Raw genomic sequence first — 18720 nt, 5'->3', positions numbered from 1 at the left:
GGTACGGGGAATCCCGTACCCGCGAGCCGCCACCGTGTGGGACTCACGCATCTCGACCGGCGTCCGCTCTCGTTAGCGTGACAAGACCGACGAGGTCCCCGCGGCTCCCCCAGTGGGCTGCGGGGACCTCCGACCGCGAAAGGCGACCATCGTGCACGTGCACCATCGAACGACCCGTTTCTCCCTCTCCCTGGCGGCCGTCGCGCTCGGCGGGGTGCTCCTCGTCGGCTGCTCGGGTGCGTCCGCACCCGAGACGACCGCCGACGGAGGCTCGGGCCCGGCCACGGCGGAGGACCACGGCGCGCACGGCGCCCACGCCGACGAGGGCAAGGTCCCGGTCGGTCCCCTACAGCTCCCGGCGGCCGAGTACTGGTCCGTGCTCCAGCCCGCCGACGGCGTCACGCAGGTCCGCTCGGGCGGGTGCCCCGAGGACGCGGTGTGCCCCAGCTTCGAGATCCTCACCGGGGCGGGCCTCGACGGCGTCGACCCTGCCGCCGCCCACGTGCCCGACGGCGCCACCTGCCCGGGCAACGACCAGCTCCCGGCCCGCGCGGTCGGGGAGGCGTCCGAGTCGGACGCCGAGGTCGCCGGCACGCCCGCCACGCTCGCGCGCTGGACGCTCTCGTGCGTCGACGGCTCCGGCGCCGAGGTGCGCACCGTCGAGCAGCTCCAGTGGTACGTCCCGGACGCCCCCGGCGGCGCGGTGCTGGTCGTCGACCGCTGGGCCTTCGAGGGTCTGGAGTCGCGCCTGGCTGCCGGCGCCTGGGCGGCCGCCTGACCGGTCCGCCCCCGCCGGTCGTTCCGCGGCGACCGCGACGACGAAGGCCTCGCACCCGTCCGGGTGCGAGGCCTTCGTCGTGCGTGCGGTGCGCGTCAGCCCTTGCGGGTCCGGCGCGTCAGCAGGACGATCGCCGCGCCGACCACGGCGAGCCCGGCCGCGATGGCGGCGTACAGGCCGACCGTCGCACCGGTCTCCGCGAGCGTCGGGTTCTGGCTCCCGGCGACGGGGTTGTCGACCGGCGTCACGCCGGGGAAGCAGTTGCTCGTGTCCTGCGGGTAGGTCACCGGGACGGTCACCTCGGGGTTCACGGCGAACGTCACGTCCACGGTGCCCGTGGCCCAGCCGTGCGTCGCGGTGTTGATCCACATGTTGTTCACGAGCTCCCAGCCCTCGTCGGCCGGCAGGTCCACGAAGCGTTCGGGATAGGCACCGGGCCACAGGACCCGCCCCGTGAGCGGCAGGTCGGCCATGACGTCGTCCTCGCCCTCGGGGTTGTGCCACGTGAGGGTGACGGTCGAGTTCGGCGTCCCGGTCACGGAGACCCCGTAGTCGAGGTAGGAGACGCCCTCGACACAGACGGGCGTGAGCACGTCGACCTTGATCGTCGGCTCCGGGGTGCCGGGCGGGTTCGTCGCGCACTCCGGCGTCGACGGCGGGTAGGCCACGACGGTCTCGGCCGTCGGGTTGACCTCGAACACGACCGTCACGCCCGCGCGGACCCAGTCGAACTCGTCGCCGACGACCCACTCGCCGTCCACGAGGCTCCAGCCGGGCCAGTCGACGGGGCTGCCCGCGCCGTCGACCTCGGCACCGGGCCACAGGACGCGACCCGAGAGCGGCAGACCGGACTGGACGACGTCCTCGCCGTCAGGGTTGACCCACGTGATCGTGAGCGGGTTCGTCTCGTCGTTCTCGTAGTCCGCGGGGAGCTCGAAGACGTAGTCGAGGTAGGGGACGTCGCCGTCGCACACCGGCGAGGCCACGGTGATCTCCGGGACGTACGTCTCGGGGTCGTCGGTGGCAGCGCTCGCGGACGTCGCGACGACGGGGACGGTCAGGAGCGCGGCGACCGCGGAGAGTGCTCCGACGAGCACCGCCCGTCCCGTGCTGCGCAGACCCTTCGAGGTACGCATGGCTTCTTCACCCGTCTCGGTTCAAGGATTCTGGTGTTCCGGTACACAGAGAGCGCCGGAGTGCGGTCCGTGATGCAGCGGGGCCACGGGCCGGTGGCACGGGTCGAGCGACAGGCGCCCAGAATAGCGAGGATCGGGCCCCGAACTGGACGGTCGTCCGGGTGAATTGTGGCCGCCGGGAGCATCGTTATCCAGCCGTGATCCTGGCCGTCGTCCCTCCACGGCGCCGTACCCGCGAGGGCGGGGGGCGTCGGGCCCGACCGGACGCCGTGAGGAGTCACCCGCACGCGGCGACCGGGACCACCTCGAGGCCGGGAGCGGACACCGTCGGGGTCGTCCACACGTCGATCGTGCCGTCGGCGCCGGGACGGTCCTGCGGACCGGCAGGCGAGGTCACGGTGAACGAGACCGCCGTGCTCTGACCCGGCGCGAGCTCGATGGGGAGCGAGGCCGCGCGTCGTCCCCCCACCTCCGCGACGAGCGCCCCGGCGGGCGCCCCGCCCACCCGGACGGTGCCGACCTCGCCGCCGCGCGGCGGGTACAGGACGACCACCGTGCGCATGTTCCCCGGCGTGACGCCCGAGATGCCGCCGCCCGTGACGTACCACGACAGGCTCGTCCCGGCGTCGGCCGGCGCGGTCGACGTGAGCGCGGCGCTGAACGTGTCGACCCGCCCGCCGTCGGTGCACACGCTGCCGGTGAGCCGGACGTCGGTGTCGAGGTAGTAGCCCATCTTGCCGCCGGTGGCGTCGTTGAGGAACACGCCGACGGAGCTCGCCGCGCGCTCCGCGGTGTCGATGTCGCCCGCGACGACCGTGCCCGCGAGCCGGTCCTGCTCGTCGGCGTGCGCGGACCAGAGGAGCACGCGGTGCTCGTCCGCCCCGCGGGCGAGGGCGTCGCGCGCGAGGCCGGGGTCCGCGGTGCCGGCGAGGAACGTCGCGAGGACGGTCGACGCGACGGTGGCGAAGAACGCGTCCGTCTGCTCCCCGGGCTCGAGCGCGGCGTAGGCGTCCGAGAGGAGGACCCGCACGACGTTGCTCGCGTCGAGCGCGGCGGTCCCCTCGCCGAACGGCACCTGGACCGCTCCCGTGGACTCCAGCAGGTAGGACAGCGCGACGGGGTCGATCGCGGCCACGCCGTCCACCGTCTCGCCCTGGGCCTGCTCCCACATGGCCGCCGTGAGCGCCGCGGTCGTGGGGAAGTCGGGCGTGAGGGGGGTGTCCTGCACGTACCGGGCGACGCGGTCCGTGAAGAGCTGCTCGACCCCGGGCGCCAGAGGGAGGACGGGCTCGGCGAACGGCGGGACGTCGGCCGTCGAGGCCTGGCGCTCCAGCGAGAGGGTGCCGCCGTCGGCGGTGAGGACCGCGAGCGCTCCGGGGATGCCGCCGCCCGCGCGCAGCTCCGCGTTGTTCAGCGAGACGAGGAGGTACCGGCGCGGCCCGTCGGCGCCGAGCATGGCGGGGCCGAGCGCGGTGAGGCGGTCGGCGGTGCGCACGACCGGGCGCAGGTCGTCGGTCCGCGCGACGAGCGTCGCGTACGGCTCCGCGATCTCCTGGTGCAGGGCGGCGGGGTCGACGCGCGCGAGCCGGGCGTCGATGTCGTCGAACGCGTCCGCGGCGCGAGCGACCGCCGGCGCCGCGGCGACGAGCGGGGCGAGGTCGACGCCGCCGCCCGCGATCGTCACGCTGTCGCCCTCGACCGCGCCGAGCACCTGGGTGAGCGACGGCAGGACGACCGCGGCGAGGTCGTCCACGGTCGCGGCCGCGGCGGAGAACGCCCGGACGTCCTGCCCGTACACGGGGACGTGCGCGGCCAGGGACCACAGCGGGCCGTCCGTGCTGGCGCGCGCGGTCGCGGTGTGGGGCTGGACCTGCGCCAGGGCTGCTTCCGCGGTCTCGACGTCGCCCGCGCGCAGGGCCTCCTCGGCCGCGGGGACCTCGTCGAGCGCGCGGGTCAGCGCGTCGCGCGCGGCGAGGGCGTCGCGGGCGAGGAGCGCGACGCAGACCACGAGGAGCACGGCCAGCAGGATCAAGCCCCAGCCCAGCCACGACGCCCAGTGCCGACGGCGTCGACGGCCCGTGTGGCGCGGCGGCAGGTCGGCCCGCTCCGTCGTCGTCATGACCCTTAGCGTAGGTGCTGGGTGCTGGCAGGATCGGTGCCGTCGCGGGTGAGGTTCGGGTGATGGGTGCGCCGTGCAAGGAACGCGATCCCCGGGACACAGAGCGGTTGACAGCCCCGACCCGCCGACGAGGAGCCGCCGTGACGACCGACGAGGAAGCCGACGCCGCCGTCCACGACGAGGCCTGGTTCGCCGCGCTCTTCGCCGCGCACGCGACGCCGCTCTACCGCTACTTCCGCCGCCGGCTGCCGAGCGCCGCCGGCTCCGTGGGCCCCGACGCCGACGACCTCACGGCCGAGGTCCTCGCGACGGCCTGGCGGCGCCGCGAGGACGTGCCCGACGGCGCCGAGCTCCCGTGGCTGTACCGCACCGCGGGCTTCGTGCTCGCCAACCACCGGCGCAAGGCGCGGGCGGTGCCGGTGGCCGAGGTGCCCGACCGGGGTGACGAGGGCGCGGACGTCGAGCACGTCGTCGTGCAGGACGACGAGGTGCGGCGCGCGCTGGGCGCGCTGTCGGTCCGCGACCGGCGCATCCTCCTCCTGCACGCCTGGGAGGGCCTGGGTGGTGACGGCCTGGCGGCGGTCCTCGGCACGTCGCGCGGGGGAGCCGACGCGGCGCTCTCGCGGGCGCGGGCACGGCTGCGCACCGCGTGGGCGGAGCAGGCGGCCCTCGCGCAAGAGTCGGGCGCCTGAGCACACATCACGGGTAGACCCGACCGGCCGCGCCCCCGCGGCGCGGCCCCGCAGTACCTGGAGGGCGACATGACCACCCACACCCCCGACCAGCCCGACGACGCCGACCTGGAGCGCCTGCGCGCCGCCGACCCGGCGGCGGACGCCGACCCCGACGCGAGCGCGCTGGAGGCCGCGGTCCGCGACCGCGTCCCCGAGGCCTTCGGTGACCGGTCGGCGGTTGCCGGCGCCCCGCTCTCCGGGTCGGACGGCCCGACGGCGACGCTCGTCGACGAGCTCGCCGAGCGTCGTGCGCGACGCCTGCGCCGACGGGCCCCGCTCCAGGTCGCCGCGGCGGTGGCGGGCGTGCTCGTCGTCGGCGCGGGCGGCTACGCGCTCGGTGCCGGAGCGGTGGGAGCGTCGCCCGCGGGGGACTCGGCCGTGGAGTCCACGGCGCTCGCGCCGCTCCGGCTGGGTGGCGCGGGCGCGGCCCAGGAGGAGTCGGGAGCCGCCGCCGACGCCACGACCGGGCAGGCGTTCTCGTCCGACGCCCGGGCCTCGGCCGACATGGCCTACCCCGGTCCCTGGGGCGGGCGCACGGTGTTCCACCAGGACGGCCTCTCGACGCAGGGAGCCACCGCGGACGCGTGGGCGTACGACGCGGCCGGGGTGTTCTCGCAGGAGACCGCGCAGCGCGTCGCGGACGTCCTCGGGGTCTCGGGCGAGGTGCGCGAGGACTACGGCTCCTACGTCGTGGGGTCGGCGGACTGGACGGGACCGAGCGTCTCGCTGCAGCCCGACGGCCTCGCGAGCGTGAGCTACAACGACCCGACGAACGACCCGTGGGGCTGCGTGGTCGTGACGCCGCTGCCGGCCGACGGCGAGGAGGGGGCGGTCAGCCCGTCCGCCGAGCCGGGCGCGTGCGCGGAGCCGGACCACGGGGCGCCGCCGAGCGGTGCGGACGCGGTCGAGCGGTTGCGCGACCTGCTCGGGGCGCTCGGCCTGGACCCCGCGGGGTACGAGGTCGTCGCGGCGGAGCAGCCCGCCGACCAGGGTGCGCCGCGGGCGACCGAGGTGTCCGCCTACGAGGTCGTCGAGGGGCGGCGCACGGGGACGCAGTGGAGCGCGACGTACTCCGGGAGCGGCCTCGCGTCGCTGTACGGGAGCCTCGCGCCGCGTGTCGGGATCGGCGCGTACGACGTGGTGAGCCCGGCCGACGCGGTCGAGCGGCTCGGCGACCCGCGGTTCGGCGGGGGCGGCATGATCGCGTGGGCGGCTCGCGACGGCGTGCAGGCCGTGCCGGAGATCGCACCCGCCGAGCCGGAGGCGCCGACCGTGCCGCCCACGGTCGGCGAGGGTGCCCGGTTCGCGTGGCCCGTCACGGACGTGACGATCACGGACGCGCGCCTGGGGCTCGCGGTGCAGTACCAGCCCGACGGTGCGGCGGTGCTCCTGCCCGCGTACGAGCTCTCCGACGCCGACGGCAACGTGTGGTCGGTCGTGGCCGTCGTGGACGACCAGCTCGACTTCTCTCCCGCGGGCTGAGCCCACCTCGCCGGGGACGACCTGGCGGCCGGTTTCCGCGCGATGCCGACCGCCTGGTCGTCCCCGGCGTGCGCTTTTGCATCGTGCAAGCGTCATGCTCCGCGAAAGTAGGCACGCTTTTGATTGACCCTCGACAAAAGTGTGGCTAGGGTCGCACCAGACCGGGCGCCCACCGGGTCGTAGAGCGTTCACACGCCCTCGTCCGGGCGTGCGGTCCGACGATGGCAGGGAGGCCATCGTCGTCGTGCTCGGCGGCGCTCCGGCGTCCGCCGACGGGAACGGGAGCAACGATGCACCACTTCGCTTCTGACGGCTCGTCAGACCGCCCGGCTCCGGACGCGCGCACGGGGCTCTGGCTCGTCGGCGCCCGCGGCTCCGTCGCGACCACCGCGATCCTCGGCCTCGCGGCCATCGCGGACGGGCGTGCCGCGCCGACGGGCTGCGTCACGGTCTCCGAGCCCTTCGCGTCGGCCCCGCTCCCGTCGTTCGGCGACATCGTCGTGGGTGGCCACGACATCTCCGACGTCTCGATGGTCAAGCACGCCGAGCAGCTCGTCGAGGCCGGGATGATCGCCCCGCGCCTGCTCACCGCCGCGCACGCCGCGCTGGAGCGGGCCGACGCCGAGGTCCGGCCCGGCTACTCCGCCCACCCCGCCGAGGGCGCGCCGCGCGAGTCCCAGCAGGCCGCGGCGGAGCGCCTGGCCGCGGACATCGTCGACTTCCGCGAGCGGCACGGGCTCGCGCGCGTCGTCGTGGTCGACCTCGTGTCGACGGAGCCGCTGCCCGAGCCCGGTCCGGAGCTCTCCGACCGCGAGCTCCTGCGCGCCGCGCTCGCGGACCCGGAGCGCGCCGTGCTCCCGCCGAGCTCCGTGACCGCGTACGCGGCCCTGCTCGCGGGCGCCCCCTTCGCGGAGTTCACGCCGTCGGCGAGCATGCACCTGCCGGTGCTCCTCGAGCTCGCCGCCGAGCGCGGCGTCCCGGTCGCGGGCCAGGACGGCAAGACCGGCCAGACGTGGCTGCGCACGATCCTTGCGCCCGCCTTCGCGGCCCGCGGCCTGCGCGTCCTGTCCTGGGCCGGCGCCAACCTGCTCGGCGGCGGCGACGGCGCGACCCTGGCCGACCCCGAGGCCGTGCAGAGCAAGCTCGTGTCCAAGTCGCGCGGCCTGCAGGACCTCACGGGCAGCCAGGTCACGCCGCTGCACATCGACAACGTGCCGGACCTCGGCGACATCAAGGTCGCGTGGGACCACGTGCACGTCGAGGGCTTCCTCGGCTCGCGCCTCACGCTGCAGACCACGTGGTCGGCCTACGACTCGATGCTCGCCGCGCCGCTCGTGCTCGACCTCGCGCGCCTGCTCGCGCTCGCCGACGCCGCCGGGTACGCGGGGCCGGTCCCCGAGCTCGGGTTCTTCTTCAAGGACCCGTGGGCGAGCGACGTGCACGACTTCGCAGCGCAGACCGTCGCCCTCGCGGACTGGGTCCGCGAGGCGGCGGCCCGCGTCGGCGCCGCACCGGCCGACCGGCCGTGACCGGCTCCCTCCACGACCACCTGGACCTCGTCCGCGCCCCCGCGGTCCTCTCGGTGGTCGGTGACACCCTCGCGGGCGCCGCCGCCGCCGGGCACGCGCTCACCCCGCGCCGCGCGCTGCTCCCGCTCGCCTCCGCGTGCCTCTACGCCGGGGGCATGGCGCTCAACGACTACGCGGACCGTCACCTCGACGCGGTCGAGCGGCCGGAGCGGCCGATCCCGTCCGGGCGAGTCTCCGAGGCTCGCGCACTGCAGGTCGCGGTGGGCCTCACGGCCGCGGGCGTGGGGCTCGCGGCCGCGGGCGGGGGGCCGCGGGCGCTCGCGGTCGCCGTCCCGCTCGCCGCGAGCGTCTGGACGTACGACACCGTCGCCAAGGAGCACGTGGTGGGTCCCGTCGTCATGGCCGCGTGCCGCGGCCTCGACGTCCTGCTGGGTGCGGGCGTCGGGCACCTGCGTGCCGCGCTGCCCGCCGCGGCGGGGATGGCGGTGCACACCGCGGGCGTGACGTTCGTGTCCCGCGGCGAGGTGCACGGCACGACGTCGTCCCTCGCCACCGGCGTGGCGGCGGCCACCGCGGTGGGTGGCGCGCTCGTCGGCGCGGGGGCGCTGCGCCGCGGTCGCGGGGCCGGCCCGGGCCGTGCGACGCGCGTGGCGACGGCCGTCGCCGGGGCCGTGGCGGCCGGCGCGTACCTCGCGACAGCGCTGCCGCGCCAGGTGGACGCCGCGATCACGCCGTCGGCGAGCAACGCGTTCGCGGCGACGAAGGCCGGGATCCGGGCGATGCTCCCGCTCCAGGCCGCCTGGGCGGCGCGCGGCGGCAGCCTCGCGTCGGTGGGGGTGCTCGCGGGCGTCGAGGTCGCCGGTCGCCTGCTGCGCCGGGCCGGGCGCGGGCGCGCCGAGATGAGCGAGACGTGAGCGGGCGCGAGGAGCACGGGCAGGGCGTGCCGTTCACGCTCGGGTACGGCACCAACGGGTTCACGGACCACCCGCTCGACGTCACGCTCGACGTGCTGGAGCACGAGGGCTACGGCGCGGTCGCGCTCACGCTCGGGTTCCCGCACCTGGACCCGTTCGCGGACGGATGGCGCGCGGACGTCGACGCGCTGCACGACCGCCTCGCCGCGCGGCACGGCGGTGCCGGGATGCGGGTCGTCGTCGAGACGGGCACGCGGTTCCTGCTCGACCCGTACCGCAAGCACCGGCCCACGCTCGTGGACGCCGAGGCCGACGCCCGGCTGCGCTTCCTGCGCCGCGCGGTCGAGATCGCGGCCGCGCTCGACGCCGAGTGCGTGTCCTTCTTCTCCGGCGTCCTGCCCGACGGCGCGTCCCCGGCCGAGGGCTGGTCGCTCCTGCGCGACCGCCTGCCCGGGCTCGTCGAGCACGCCCGCGAGCACGGCGTGCGGCTCTCGCTCGAGCCCGAGCCCGGGATGCTCGTCGAGACCGTCGGCGACGCGCTGCGGCTGCGCGACGAGCTCGGCGGCGACGCCGGGGACCTGGCCGACCTCGGCGTGACGGTCGACGTCGGGCACTGCCTCGTCGTCGAGCCGGACGGCGTGGTGGGCGCGCTGCGCGCCGCCGCCCCGTACCTCGCGAACGTGCAGCTCGACGACATGCCGCGCACGCACCACGAGCACCGCCCGTTCGGCGAGGGCGAGATCGACCTGCCGCTCGTGCTCGCGACCCTCGCCGACGTCGGCTACACCGGCGTCGCCGCGGTCGAGCTGCCCCGCCACTCGTACGACGCCCCGGGCCTCGCGCGCCGCAGCATGGCGGCACTGCGTGACGCACTGCCAGCGGCGTGGGACCGACGCCCCGCGGTGCCCGCGCCCGACCAGGACCCACCCGTCTCCGACCACCCCCAGGAGGTGCCATGACCGAGCCAGCCCCCGCCGCCCCCGCGGCCCCGGACGGCGCGACCACCGAGGGCGAGCGCTGGCTCGCCGAGGCGCGCGCCGCCGTCGCGCAGGACCCCGCGGCCGTGTCGCGCGCGTTCGCGCTCGCCGGCCGCAAGGTCGGCCGGGCCCCGGTGCGCCCGGACGCCGACGCCGCCGGCGTCGTCCACGGGACGGTCGACGACGAGGCGCGCGCCGCGATCGTCGTCGCGCTCGCCGAGGCGCTCGGGCCCGGAGCCGACGGCGACGCGTCCCTCGCGGCCCGCCTCGCCGACCTCTACCAGCACGGCGACACCGCCGAGCGGCGCGGGGTGCTGCGCGGGCTCGACGCGCTCACCGCTCGGGGGTCGCTCGCGGACGGCGCGGCGCCGTCGGTCGTCGCCGTCGGTCGCGACCTCGCCGCCGACGCGCTGCGCACCAACGACCAGAGCCTCGTCGCCGCGGCGGTCGGGCCGTTCGCGGCCGCGCACCTCGACCAGCACGCGTGGCGCCACGCCGTCCTCAAGCTCGTGTTCATGGGCGTGAGCCTCGACGCCGTCGCCGGTCTCGACGACCGCGCGGACGACGAGCTCGCCCGCATGGCGCGCGACTTCGCCGCCGAGCGCCGCGCCGCGGGACGCGTCGTGCCCGACGACGTCGCTCGCCTCGCCCCTGACGTCACCACCGGGAGGACCGCCTGATGCGCATCTTCGACCCCCACATCCACATGACCAGCCGGACGACGGACGACTACGAGGCCCTGTACGCCGCGGGCGTGCGCGCGCTCGTGGAGCCGGCGTTCTGGCTCGGGCAGCCGCGCACGAACGTGGGGTCGTTCCTCGACTACTTCGACGCGCTCCTGGGCTGGGAGCGGTTCCGGGCCGCGCAGTTCGGCATCCGCCACCACGCGACGATCGCCCTCAACCCCAAGGAGGCGAACGACCCGCGCTGCCGCGAGGTGCTCGACGAGATCCCGCGCTACCTGCTCAAGGACGGCGTCGTGGCGGTCGGCGAGGTCGGGTACGACTCGATGACGCCCGAGGAGGACGAGGTGTTCTCCCGCCAGCTCCAGATGGCGCGCGACGTCGACCTGCCCGTCCTCGTGCACACCCCGCACCGCGACAAGCTCTCGGGCACGCGCCGCACGCTCGACGTCGTGCGCGAGTCCGGCGTGCCGTCGGAGCACGTGCTCGTCGACCACCTCAACGAGACCAACGTCGCGCTCGTGCTCGACGCCGGGGCGTGGGCCGGGTTCTCCATCTACCCGGACACCAAGATGGACGAGGACCGCATGGTCGCGATCCTGCAGGAGCACGGCACCGAGCGGATGATCGTGAACTCCGCCGCGGACTGGGGCCGGTCCGACCCGCTCAAGACGCTCAAGACCGGGCGGGCGATGCTCGCCGCCGGGTTCACCGAGGACGACGTCGACAAGGTGCTGTGGCGCAACCCGGTCGAGTTCTACGGGCAGTCCGGCAACCTCGTGCTCGACCCGGTGCCGGGCTTCGTCGAGGGCGACCTGCCGACGCCGGGCGTCGAGTTCGAGGGCTCGTCCGTGCTGCGCGGCGCGCGGGCGTAACGGGCCGTCTCGGAAGGGCACCACCACCATGCTGTTGTCGTACTGCACCAACGTCCACCCGGCCGAGGACCTCGACGGGGTCGTCGAGCAGCTCGTGACCTACGCGGGCCCCGTCCGCGCGGCCGCGGGCCTCGACGTCCTCGGGGTCGGGCTCTGGATGCCCGCGACGCTCGCGCACCGGCTCGCCGCCTCGCCGGCCGACCGCGCGTGGCTGCGCGCCGTCCTCGACGAGCAGGGCCTGCAGGTGCACACGCTCAACGCGTTCCCGTACGGCGGCTTCCACGCGGACGTCGTCAAGCTCGACGTCTACCGGCCGACGTGGGCGCAGCCCGAGCGCCTCGCGTACACGCTCGAGTGCGCCGAGGTCCTGGCCGACCTGCTGCCCGACGGTGCCGCGGGCTCGATCTCGACGCTCCCGCTCGCGTGGCGCGAGCCCTGGTCGGAGGCCGACGACGCCGCCGCGACGCGCGCGTTCGTCGCGCTGGGCGCGGGCCTGCGCGACCTGCGCGAGCGGACGGGGAAGACCGTGCGCGTCGCGGTCGAGCCCGAGCCGGGGTGCGTCCTCGACACGGTGGACGACGTCGTGGCCTGGCTCGCGGCACGCACCGCGTCCGGGGTCCCCGAGGAGAGCCACATCGACCCCGAGCACGTGGGGGTGTGCCTCGACACGTGCCACCTCGCGGTGTCGTTCGCCGACCGTCGCGCGGGGACGGCGGCCACGGTGCGGCGCATCACGGACGCCGGGCTGCGCGTCGTCAAGGTGCAGGCGTCGGCCGCGCTCCACGTCGACGATCCGTCCGACCCGGCCGCGCGCGCCGCCGTCGGCGCGTTCGCCGAGAAGCGCTACATCCACCAGGTGCGCGAGCTCACGGCGGCGGGCGACGTGCTCGCCGCCGACGACCTGCCCGACGCCCTCGGCGACGGGCCCGCGCCCGGGCCGGGGGACGGCGTCGGGCACGCGCTGCCGGGGGAGGGGCCGTGGCGCGTGCACTTCCACGTGCCGCTGCACCACGAGCCCGCCGCCCCGCTCGCCGCGACGACCGACGTCCTGCGCGACGCCGTCGACGCGGTGCGGGCGGCCCCGCACGGCGACGAGGCCCACCTCGACGTCGAGACGTACACGTGGTCGGTGCTCCCGGAGGGAGCGGCCACGGCCTCGCTCGTCGCCGGCATCGCGGCCGAGCTCCGCTGGGCCACGACCCACCTGACCCCCACCCCCGCCGAACACGACATGAAGGACGCGAACGAGCCGTCGACGACCTCGACGTCGGGTTCGACAGCGGGTCAGGTCGTGTTCGGCGCGCAGGACACCACCACCAGGAGGACCGCATGAAGCCCGTGCTGCTGCTCGACGTCGTCGGGCTCACCTCGACCGCGCTCGCGCACATGCCGCGCCTGCGCCAGCTCGCCGCGAGCGGCTGGCAGTCCGAGCTCGCGACCGTGCTGCCCGCCGTGACGTGCAGCGTCCAGGCCACGATGACGACGGGGCTCAGCCCGTCGCAGCACGGGATCGTGGGGAACGGCTGGTACTTCCGCGAGCTCGGCGACGTGTACCTGTGGCGCCAGCACGCCCGGCTCGTCGAGGGCGAGAAGCTGTGGGAGGCCGCGCGCCGCGCCAGCCGTGAGTACTCGTCGGCGAACGTCTGCTGGTGGTACGCGATGGGCATGACGACGGACGTCACGGTCACGCCGCGGCCGATCTACCACGCCGACGGCCGCAAGTCCCCGGACGCGTACGTGCGCCCGCCGGCGCTGCACGACGACCTCGTCGGCCGGTTCGGCGAGTTCCCCCTGTTCACGTACTGGGGCCCGACGGCGGACATCTCCTCGTCCCGGTGGATCGTCGACGCCACCCGGCACGTGCTCCGGACGCACGCCCCGGACCTGACGATGGCGTACGTCCCGCACCTCGACTACGACCTGCAGCGGTTCGGGCCGACGTCCCCGCAGGCCGACGCCGCCGCGGCGGAGCTCGACGCGACGCTCGCGCCCCTGCTCGACGACGCCGCGAACCAGGGCGTGACCGTCCTCGTGGTCTCGGAGTACGGCATCGCGGACGCCGACCGGCCCGTGCACCTCAACCGCATCCTGCGCCGCGAGGGCCTGCTCGAGGTCTACGTGCAGGACGGCAAGGAGCAGCTCGACCCGTGGACGTCGCGCGCGTTCGCCGTCGCGGACCACCAGGTCGCGCACGTCTACCTCGGGGACCAGCACGACCCGGCGCTGCAGCGGCGCGTCACCGACCTGCTGCGCGGCGTCCCGGGCGTCGACGAGGTCCTCGACCGCGAGGCGCAGGCCCGGTACGGGCTCGACCACGAGCGCTCCGGCGACCTCGTCGTCGTCGCGGAGCCCGGGGCCTGGTTCACGTACTACTTCTGGCTCGACGACGCGCGCGCACCCGAGTACGCGCGCGGCGTCGACATCCACCGCAAGCCCGGCTACGACCCCGCCGAGCTGTTCTTCGACCCCGCGGACAAGCTCGCGAAGGCGAAGGCCGGCCTCAACCTCGTGAAGAAGAAGGTCGGCCTGCGCTACGCCATGAGCACCGTCCCGCTCGACGCGTCCTACGTGAAGGGCTCGCACGGCCGGCTGCCCGACTCGTCGGCCGACACCCCGCTCGTGCTGTGCTCCGACGCCGAGATCCCCGCCTCCGTCGCCTCGCTCGTCGAGTCCGACGCGGGGCAGATCCCGGCGGCGGCGATCAAGGGCCTGGTGCTCGAGCTGCAGGGCCTCGGCGCCCGGGTCTGACCCGCAGCCCCCGGGCCGGCCGTCTCCCGCGCCACGACGCCGAACCCGGGATCCCTCCTCAGCGACGGTCGCCGCTGAGGAGCGGTCCCGGGTTCGGCGCGACCGTCAGTCCTCGTCCTCGTCCGGGAGGGCGACGAGGAGGTCGAGGTGGAGGCCGAGCACCGTGCCGTCGGCCGCGACGGTGCGCACGAGCGGGTAGAAGCCGTCGCCCCAGCCCGAGTGGGAGAGCACGACGTTCTCGCCGTCCTGCGCGCCGGGGAGCAGGATGTTCGCCGACCCCTCGCGCAGGTGGTCGGGGGAGTCCGTGAGCGCGAACCAGCTCGTGTCCGTGCCGTCGTCGAACACCTCGTCGTACCAGTCGCCGTCGGGCATGAGCCGGGCGACGGCGTCCGCGTCCGCGAACGCGACCGTCCCGGCGTCGACCGGCACGCCGTACGCGGCGCCGGCCTCGGGCGGCCCGTCGGCGCCCTCCGGGACGACCGGCTCGACGGCCACCACCTCGCCGTCGGCGAGGACGACGCTCAGGTACGCCTCGCGCAGGTGGGATCCGTCCTGCTCGTCGGAGACGTCGGCCACCGTGACGCGCACGGGGTAGCGGCCCGGCTCCACCTGCACGACGAGACCCTCGCCGAGCAGCGTGAACGGGTCGGAGGCCTCGAGCCGGCCGCTGGGCAGGACGATCTCGCCCAGGTCGTGCACCGTGAGTCGCAGGCCGGGCCCTCCGGCGGGCCCCGTCCCCGCGGCGGGGCCGGGGCGCAGGGCGAAGAACGTGTCAGGGGTGGGGAAGTCGCTCACGCTGCGAGCGTAGCCGCCGCCGTCGGCTCGGGCCCGCTCGGCCCCTGACGCGGCGAGGGCCGCCACCCGGACGGGTGACGGCCCTCGCGCGGTGCGGTGAGCGGCTCAGGAGCAGCTCAGCGCCTCGTAGTCGGCGTCGTAGGTCGTCGTGACCTCCTCGCCGCCGACCTCGGCGGTGAGGGTCGCCGTCACGGAGCCGGCGTCGAACGAGGCGGCGCGCGACGAGAAGGACTGGTAGGCGTTCTTGCCGTCCTTGACGTTCGGGAACGTCTTCTCGCCGTACGGCGTGGTCACCACGACGTCGGCCGTCGCGCCCGACTCGTTGAGCACGCGGACCGCGACGTGCGCCTTGCCGCCGAGGCAGCGCGCCTCGGCGGTGACCGTCGCGTCGACGACGGCGGACGTCGTGACGTCCACGGTCTGCCAGCGCTTGGTCGCCGTCCCGTTGTGCAGGTGCAGCAGCAGGAGCTTGCCGCTGCCCGCCTCGACCGCGGCCTCGGAGCGGTGCACCGGGATCGACGTGTCGTCGGCCCCGACGTACAGGAGCTGGTCGCCGCCGTCGAACCAGTAGGCCGGGTCGTACGGGTCGCCCGTGAACGTCTCGGTCGCGTCGACGAGCTGGTCGGCGGCCTGCGAGTAGGGCGAGTACGTGAGGACCTGGAAGGTCGGCACGTCGCCCTCCTCGATGCCGAGCGAGCCGATCCCGACCGGGATCACGACGACGTTGTTGTCGAACACCGAGGTGTCGACGTTCCCCCAGACCGAGTTGATCGGCTGGAGGTCGACGTTGTCCCCGGCCTCGTACTCGGTGCCGTCCGGCGCGGTCCAGTCCTTGAGCGTGAACGTGGCCGCGAGGGTCAGGTCCGTCTCGCTGTTGTACTTGATCGCCGCGACCTCGAAGTCGGCCGTGCCGTCGGAGTCGACGTCGACCTCGACCGCCGGGATCGAGACCGAGCCGAGGCTCGCCCACTCCCCGTCGACCGCGACGCCGATGCCGATGACGCCGTCCGCGGGGTCACCGCCGTCCGCGGCGACCTGGGGTGCGGTCGACGTGAAGCCGACCGCGCGCACGTCGGCCGCCGCGATGGCCGACGCCGAGGCGCCGACCGCCGCGTCCGCCTCGAGGCGGGGGCTCGTCGTCTTGAGCTCGAACGGCGCGACGAGCGAGAACCAGCCGCCCGACGCCACGCCGCGACCGTCGAGGTCGAGGTCGGCCGTGGTCGTCGAGCCCGGGAAGGCGACGGTGTCGCCGGAGAGGTCGCTCACGAGCTTGGGCGACGCCTGGACGGGGACCCGCAGCGCGGCGGTGCCGTTCGTCGGGGTCAGGACGACGCGACCGCTGACGGAGGACACGAAGTCGCGCGGCACGCCGACGCCGGAGTCGGCCGACGACGTCGGGTCGAGCTCCTTGGCGAGCGTCGCCGGGTCCGCGGTGAGCGTCACGGTGACGACCGTGCGCTGCCCCGCCGGGACGGTGACCGACGCCGGGGCGACCGACACGGTCGCGCCGCCCGCGGTGCTGGACTGGGCGAAGCTCGTCGCGTACGTCTTCGGGGCGTCGCCCGTGTTCTGCACGGTCACGGTCTTGCGCACGGTCACGGTGTCCTTGCCGACCGGCACGACGCCGAACGCCACGGACACCTGGTCGGAGTCCTGCGACGCGTAGGCGAGGGTCGTGTTCGCGACCGCGTCGACGGCGTCGACGCGGCCGGAGCCCACGCGCTCGGGACCGTAGGCGGTGCCCGTGCCCGACGGCCCGGTGAAGACGTCGTGCGTCGCGGTGTTCATGACCGACGCCTTGACCTCGGCGGGCGCCCAGCCCGGGTGGGCCTCCTTGACGAGCGCCGCGATGCCGGCGACGTGCGGGGTGGCCATGGACGTGCCGGACTTGATGCTCGCGCCGTCCAGGTGACCGGACGCGACGGAGGCGATCCCCGTGCCGGGGGCCGCGACGTCGGGCTTCGCGATGCCGAGCGAGCCGTGCACGCCGCGCGACGACCCGCTGTTGAGCGTGTCGCCGATCTCCGGGATCGAGACGAACGACGACAGCGCGAGCGACGGGCCGATGGTCATCGTGACCTCGCCGGCCTCGATCGCCGGGCGCAGCGCCTCGTGGCTCGGGCCGGTGAGCTGCGCGCCGGGGATGCCGGCGTTGCCCGCGATGCCCGCGACGAACGACGAGAGCTCGGAGGACAGCAGCACGCCGACCGCGCCGGCGGCCTGCGCGTTGTTGAACCGTGCGGCGCTGCCGCACGCGCGCGTCGCGTCGTTGTCGTCCCAGGAGAGGAACGCGATCTTGCCCGCGACGGCCGCGGCCTGCTCGGGCGTGAACGCCTGGCAGCCGTCGACGTCGCCGCCGAGGAACGCGACCGGCGCGGTCACGTCCGACCCGCCCGCGTAGTCCACCGAGTTCTGGGCGGGGTACTCGCCCGCGAGCGCCTCGGGGGCGTCGACCCGCACGGCGTCGAAGGTCTGGGTGTCGCCGACCGAGTTGGCGACCGTGAGGGCGGTGCGCGCGTTGCCGGGGGAGCCGCCGACGTCGGTCACGTCGCCCGCGTTGCCCGACGCGATGACGGACAACGTCCCCAGGCGCGAGAGCTGGTCGATGAAGAGGTTCTCGGGGTCGTCCGCGGGGGAGCCGTCGGAGCCCAGGGAGAGGTTGACGATGTCGAGGCGGTCGGACAGGTCGCCGTCGCCGTTCGGGTCGGCCGCCCACTCGAGCGCGTCGACGACGACGCCCGTCGAGCCGCCGAGGTCGCCGAACACCTTGAGCGCGTACAGGCCCGCCTCGGGCGCGGAGCCCGGGCCGACCTGCCAGTCGGAGATGTCGGTGAGGGTGGAGTAGTCGCCGTCGAACGTCTCGCCGTCCGCGGTGACGCCGTACGCCGCCGTCGTGCCGGCCACGTGCGAGCCGTGCCCGGAGCCGACCGAGTCGAGCGAGTCGATGGGGTTCTCGTCGGGCGTCGGCACGAGCGTCGTGCCGGGGACCGTGCCGCTCGCGTCGTAGTCGTACCCGGCGAAGTCGTGCCCGCCGAGGAACTTGAGCTCGTCGAACGTGCCGTCGGGGACCGGGCCGGTGCCGCGGTCGCCGTACGCCTCGTCGAACGCCTCCTGCGTGCCGGGGCCGCCGAACGCCTTGTGCGTGTAGTCGAGCCCTGTGTCGATGATGCCGATGCGCACGCCCTCGCCGGTGAGGCCCGTGCTCTGCCACGTCTCGAGCGCCCGCGTGAACACGTCCGTGCCCTTGTTCGCCGGCTTCTTGGGGATGATCCGGTAGACCGTGACGACGGAGGCGTCGCGCGCGAGGTCGCGCACGCGGGCCGCGTCGCCCGTGACGACGACGCCCGCGACGAGCGTGCTCGTCACCGACACCTGCTGGGGGTCGCGCGCGCCGGCGCTGCGGGCGGTCGCCTGCTGCGGGACGACGTCGTCCGCGAGCTCTGCGACCTCCTGCGCGTTGGCCTCGACCTGGTCGGGGCTCGCGCCCTGCGCGGCGAGGTCGACGGCCGACGGCGCGTCGAGCTCGACGAACGCCGTGACGGTGCCGCTCGCCTTCGCGAGGGACGGGGCGACCTTGTCGGTCGGGGCGAGGGACGCGCCCGACTGCACGCCGAGGGAGTCCCCGGGGTCGGGCGGTGGGTCCGCGACAGCGGGCGCGGCGGCCGCGGCGACGACGGCGAGGCTCGCGGCGGCAGCGGTCAGTGACACGGGTAGAGAACGGTGCTTCATCGACACTCATCTCCCCGGCAGGGCCGGTTCGGCGAAGGGTTCGTGGATGGGTCCTTCCCTGCGGTCTCGCCCGGGTGGGACACAGACCACCCGAGCACGGTAACCAACGAGTGCCCGACCTGCCCAGCGGCAGGCGTCGTCACCGGGTCCCGAGCCGGAGACAACGGGGCCGGCACGCTCTACGATGCGGGCGGGGTCACAGGACGTGGCCGTCCTGTGGG

Annotated in this window: 14 protein-coding genes; 10 read left to right on the top strand and 4 right to left on the bottom strand. The window is 75.3% G+C overall.

Annotated elements, in window-relative coordinates:
- The first annotated feature begins 157 nt into the window (after positions 1 to 157).
- Positions 158 to 778 carry a hypothetical protein gene (locus ACFC2L_RS17240; protein ID WP_375825563.1) on the top strand — a complete coding sequence of 207 codons (621 nt, stop codon included), beginning with the start codon at positions 158 to 160 and terminating at the stop codon, positions 776 to 778.
- Positions 779 to 873: 95 nt separating this feature from the next.
- Here ACFC2L_RS17240 and ACFC2L_RS17235 read toward each other — a convergent pair whose 3' ends face one another.
- Both ACFC2L_RS17235 and ACFC2L_RS17230 read right to left on the bottom strand, forming a co-directional pair.
- Positions 874 to 1914: a hypothetical protein gene (locus tag ACFC2L_RS17235; RefSeq protein ID WP_375825561.1), complete on the bottom strand. Its 1041-nt coding sequence runs from the start codon at positions 1912 to 1914 to the stop codon at positions 874 to 876.
- Positions 1915 to 2191: 277 nt separating this feature from the next.
- On the bottom strand, positions 2192 to 4033 hold the full coding sequence (locus ACFC2L_RS17230) for a DUF4012 domain-containing protein (RefSeq protein WP_375825560.1): 1842 nt from the start codon (positions 4031 to 4033) through the stop codon (positions 2192 to 2194).
- Between the two features lie 140 nt (positions 4034 to 4173).
- Between ACFC2L_RS17230 and ACFC2L_RS17225 the strand changes: the two genes are divergently transcribed.
- From ACFC2L_RS17225 to ACFC2L_RS17185, 9 genes are all read left to right on the top strand, one after another.
- Entirely contained in the window at positions 4174 to 4725 is a 552-nt protein-coding gene (locus tag ACFC2L_RS17225) for an RNA polymerase sigma factor (protein WP_375825559.1), read from the top strand.
- Positions 4726 to 4794: 69 nt separating this feature from the next.
- A complete protein-coding gene (locus ACFC2L_RS17220; protein WP_375825558.1) occupies positions 4795 to 6249 on the top strand; it encodes a hypothetical protein in 1455 nt (484 codons plus the stop codon).
- A 290-nt stretch (positions 6250 to 6539) separates the two neighbouring features.
- Positions 6540 to 7778 (top strand): inositol-3-phosphate synthase, encoded by a 1239-nt coding sequence (locus ACFC2L_RS17215; RefSeq protein ID WP_375825557.1) that lies wholly within the window; start codon positions 6540 to 6542, stop codon positions 7776 to 7778.
- The gene (locus ACFC2L_RS17210; RefSeq protein WP_375825556.1) at positions 7775 to 8692 is read left to right on the top strand and encodes an SCO3242 family prenyltransferase; all 918 of its coding nucleotides are present in this window, start codon (positions 7775 to 7777) and stop codon (positions 8690 to 8692) included. The genes ACFC2L_RS17215 and ACFC2L_RS17210 overlap by 4 nt, the downstream gene beginning before the upstream one ends.
- Positions 8689 to 9651: a sugar phosphate isomerase/epimerase family protein gene (locus tag ACFC2L_RS17205; RefSeq protein ID WP_375825555.1), complete on the top strand. Its 963-nt coding sequence runs from the start codon at positions 8689 to 8691 to the stop codon at positions 9649 to 9651. The genes ACFC2L_RS17210 and ACFC2L_RS17205 overlap by 4 nt, the downstream gene beginning before the upstream one ends.
- The gene (locus tag ACFC2L_RS17200; protein WP_375825554.1) at positions 9648 to 10349 is read left to right on the top strand and encodes an EboA domain-containing protein; all 702 of its coding nucleotides are present in this window, start codon (positions 9648 to 9650) and stop codon (positions 10347 to 10349) included. Before ACFC2L_RS17205 ends, ACFC2L_RS17200 begins: the two co-directional genes overlap by 4 nt.
- The gene (locus ACFC2L_RS17195) at positions 10349 to 11227 is read left to right on the top strand and encodes a TatD family hydrolase (RefSeq protein WP_375825553.1); all 879 of its coding nucleotides are present in this window, start codon (positions 10349 to 10351) and stop codon (positions 11225 to 11227) included. The genes ACFC2L_RS17200 and ACFC2L_RS17195 overlap by 1 nt, the downstream gene beginning before the upstream one ends.
- A 28-nt stretch (positions 11228 to 11255) precedes the next feature.
- On the top strand, positions 11256 to 12560 hold the full coding sequence (gene eboE, locus ACFC2L_RS17190) for a metabolite traffic protein EboE (protein WP_375825552.1): 1305 nt from the start codon (positions 11256 to 11258) through the stop codon (positions 12558 to 12560).
- Positions 12557 to 13975, top strand: a complete 1419-nt coding sequence (locus ACFC2L_RS17185; protein ID WP_375825551.1) for an alkaline phosphatase family protein — start codon at positions 12557 to 12559, stop codon at positions 13973 to 13975. The genes eboE and ACFC2L_RS17185 overlap by 4 nt, the downstream gene beginning before the upstream one ends.
- 105 nt (positions 13976 to 14080) lie before the next feature.
- Here ACFC2L_RS17185 and ACFC2L_RS17180 read toward each other — a convergent pair whose 3' ends face one another.
- A complete protein-coding gene (locus ACFC2L_RS17180) occupies positions 14081 to 14770 on the bottom strand; it encodes a DUF4241 domain-containing protein (protein ID WP_375825550.1) in 690 nt (229 codons plus the stop codon).
- Positions 14771 to 14875: 105 nt separating this feature from the next.
- Positions 14876 to 18478 carry a S8 family serine peptidase gene (locus ACFC2L_RS17175; RefSeq protein ID WP_375825549.1) on the bottom strand — a complete coding sequence of 1201 codons (3603 nt, stop codon included), beginning with the start codon at positions 18476 to 18478 and terminating at the stop codon, positions 14876 to 14878.
- Between the last annotated feature and the right edge of the window lie 242 nt (positions 18479 to 18720).

Origin of the sequence: Cellulosimicrobium sp. NPDC055967 (genome assembly GCF_042269845.1) — a bacterium.
GTDB lineage: Bacteria > Actinomycetota > Actinomycetes > Actinomycetales > Cellulomonadaceae > Cellulosimicrobium.
Note: the sequence above shows the minus strand (reverse complement) of the source record. Positions and strands in the feature narration are given on the sequence as shown.

Excerpts from the sequence above, each read along its gene's own strand:
- ACFC2L_RS17220 (WP_375825558.1), top strand. The coding sequence starts at position 4,795 with ATGACCACCCACACCCCCGACCAGCCCGACGACGCCGACCTGGAGCGC.
- ACFC2L_RS17230 (WP_375825560.1), bottom strand. The coding sequence starts at position 4,033 with ATGACGACGACGGAGCGGGCCGACCTGCCGCCGCGCCACACGGGCCGT.
- ACFC2L_RS17235 (WP_375825561.1), bottom strand. The coding sequence starts at position 1,914 with ATGCGTACCTCGAAGGGTCTGCGCAGCACGGGACGGGCGGTGCTCGTC.
- ACFC2L_RS17195 (WP_375825553.1), top strand. The coding sequence starts at position 10,349 with ATGCGCATCTTCGACCCCCACATCCACATGACCAGCCGGACGACGGAC.
- ACFC2L_RS17215 (WP_375825557.1), top strand. The coding sequence starts at position 6,540 with ATGCACCACTTCGCTTCTGACGGCTCGTCAGACCGCCCGGCTCCGGAC.
- ACFC2L_RS17200 (WP_375825554.1), top strand. The coding sequence starts at position 9,648 with ATGACCGAGCCAGCCCCCGCCGCCCCCGCGGCCCCGGACGGCGCGACC.
- ACFC2L_RS17185 (WP_375825551.1), top strand. The coding sequence starts at position 12,557 with ATGAAGCCCGTGCTGCTGCTCGACGTCGTCGGGCTCACCTCGACCGCG.
- eboE (WP_375825552.1), top strand. The coding sequence starts at position 11,256 with ATGCTGTTGTCGTACTGCACCAACGTCCACCCGGCCGAGGACCTCGAC.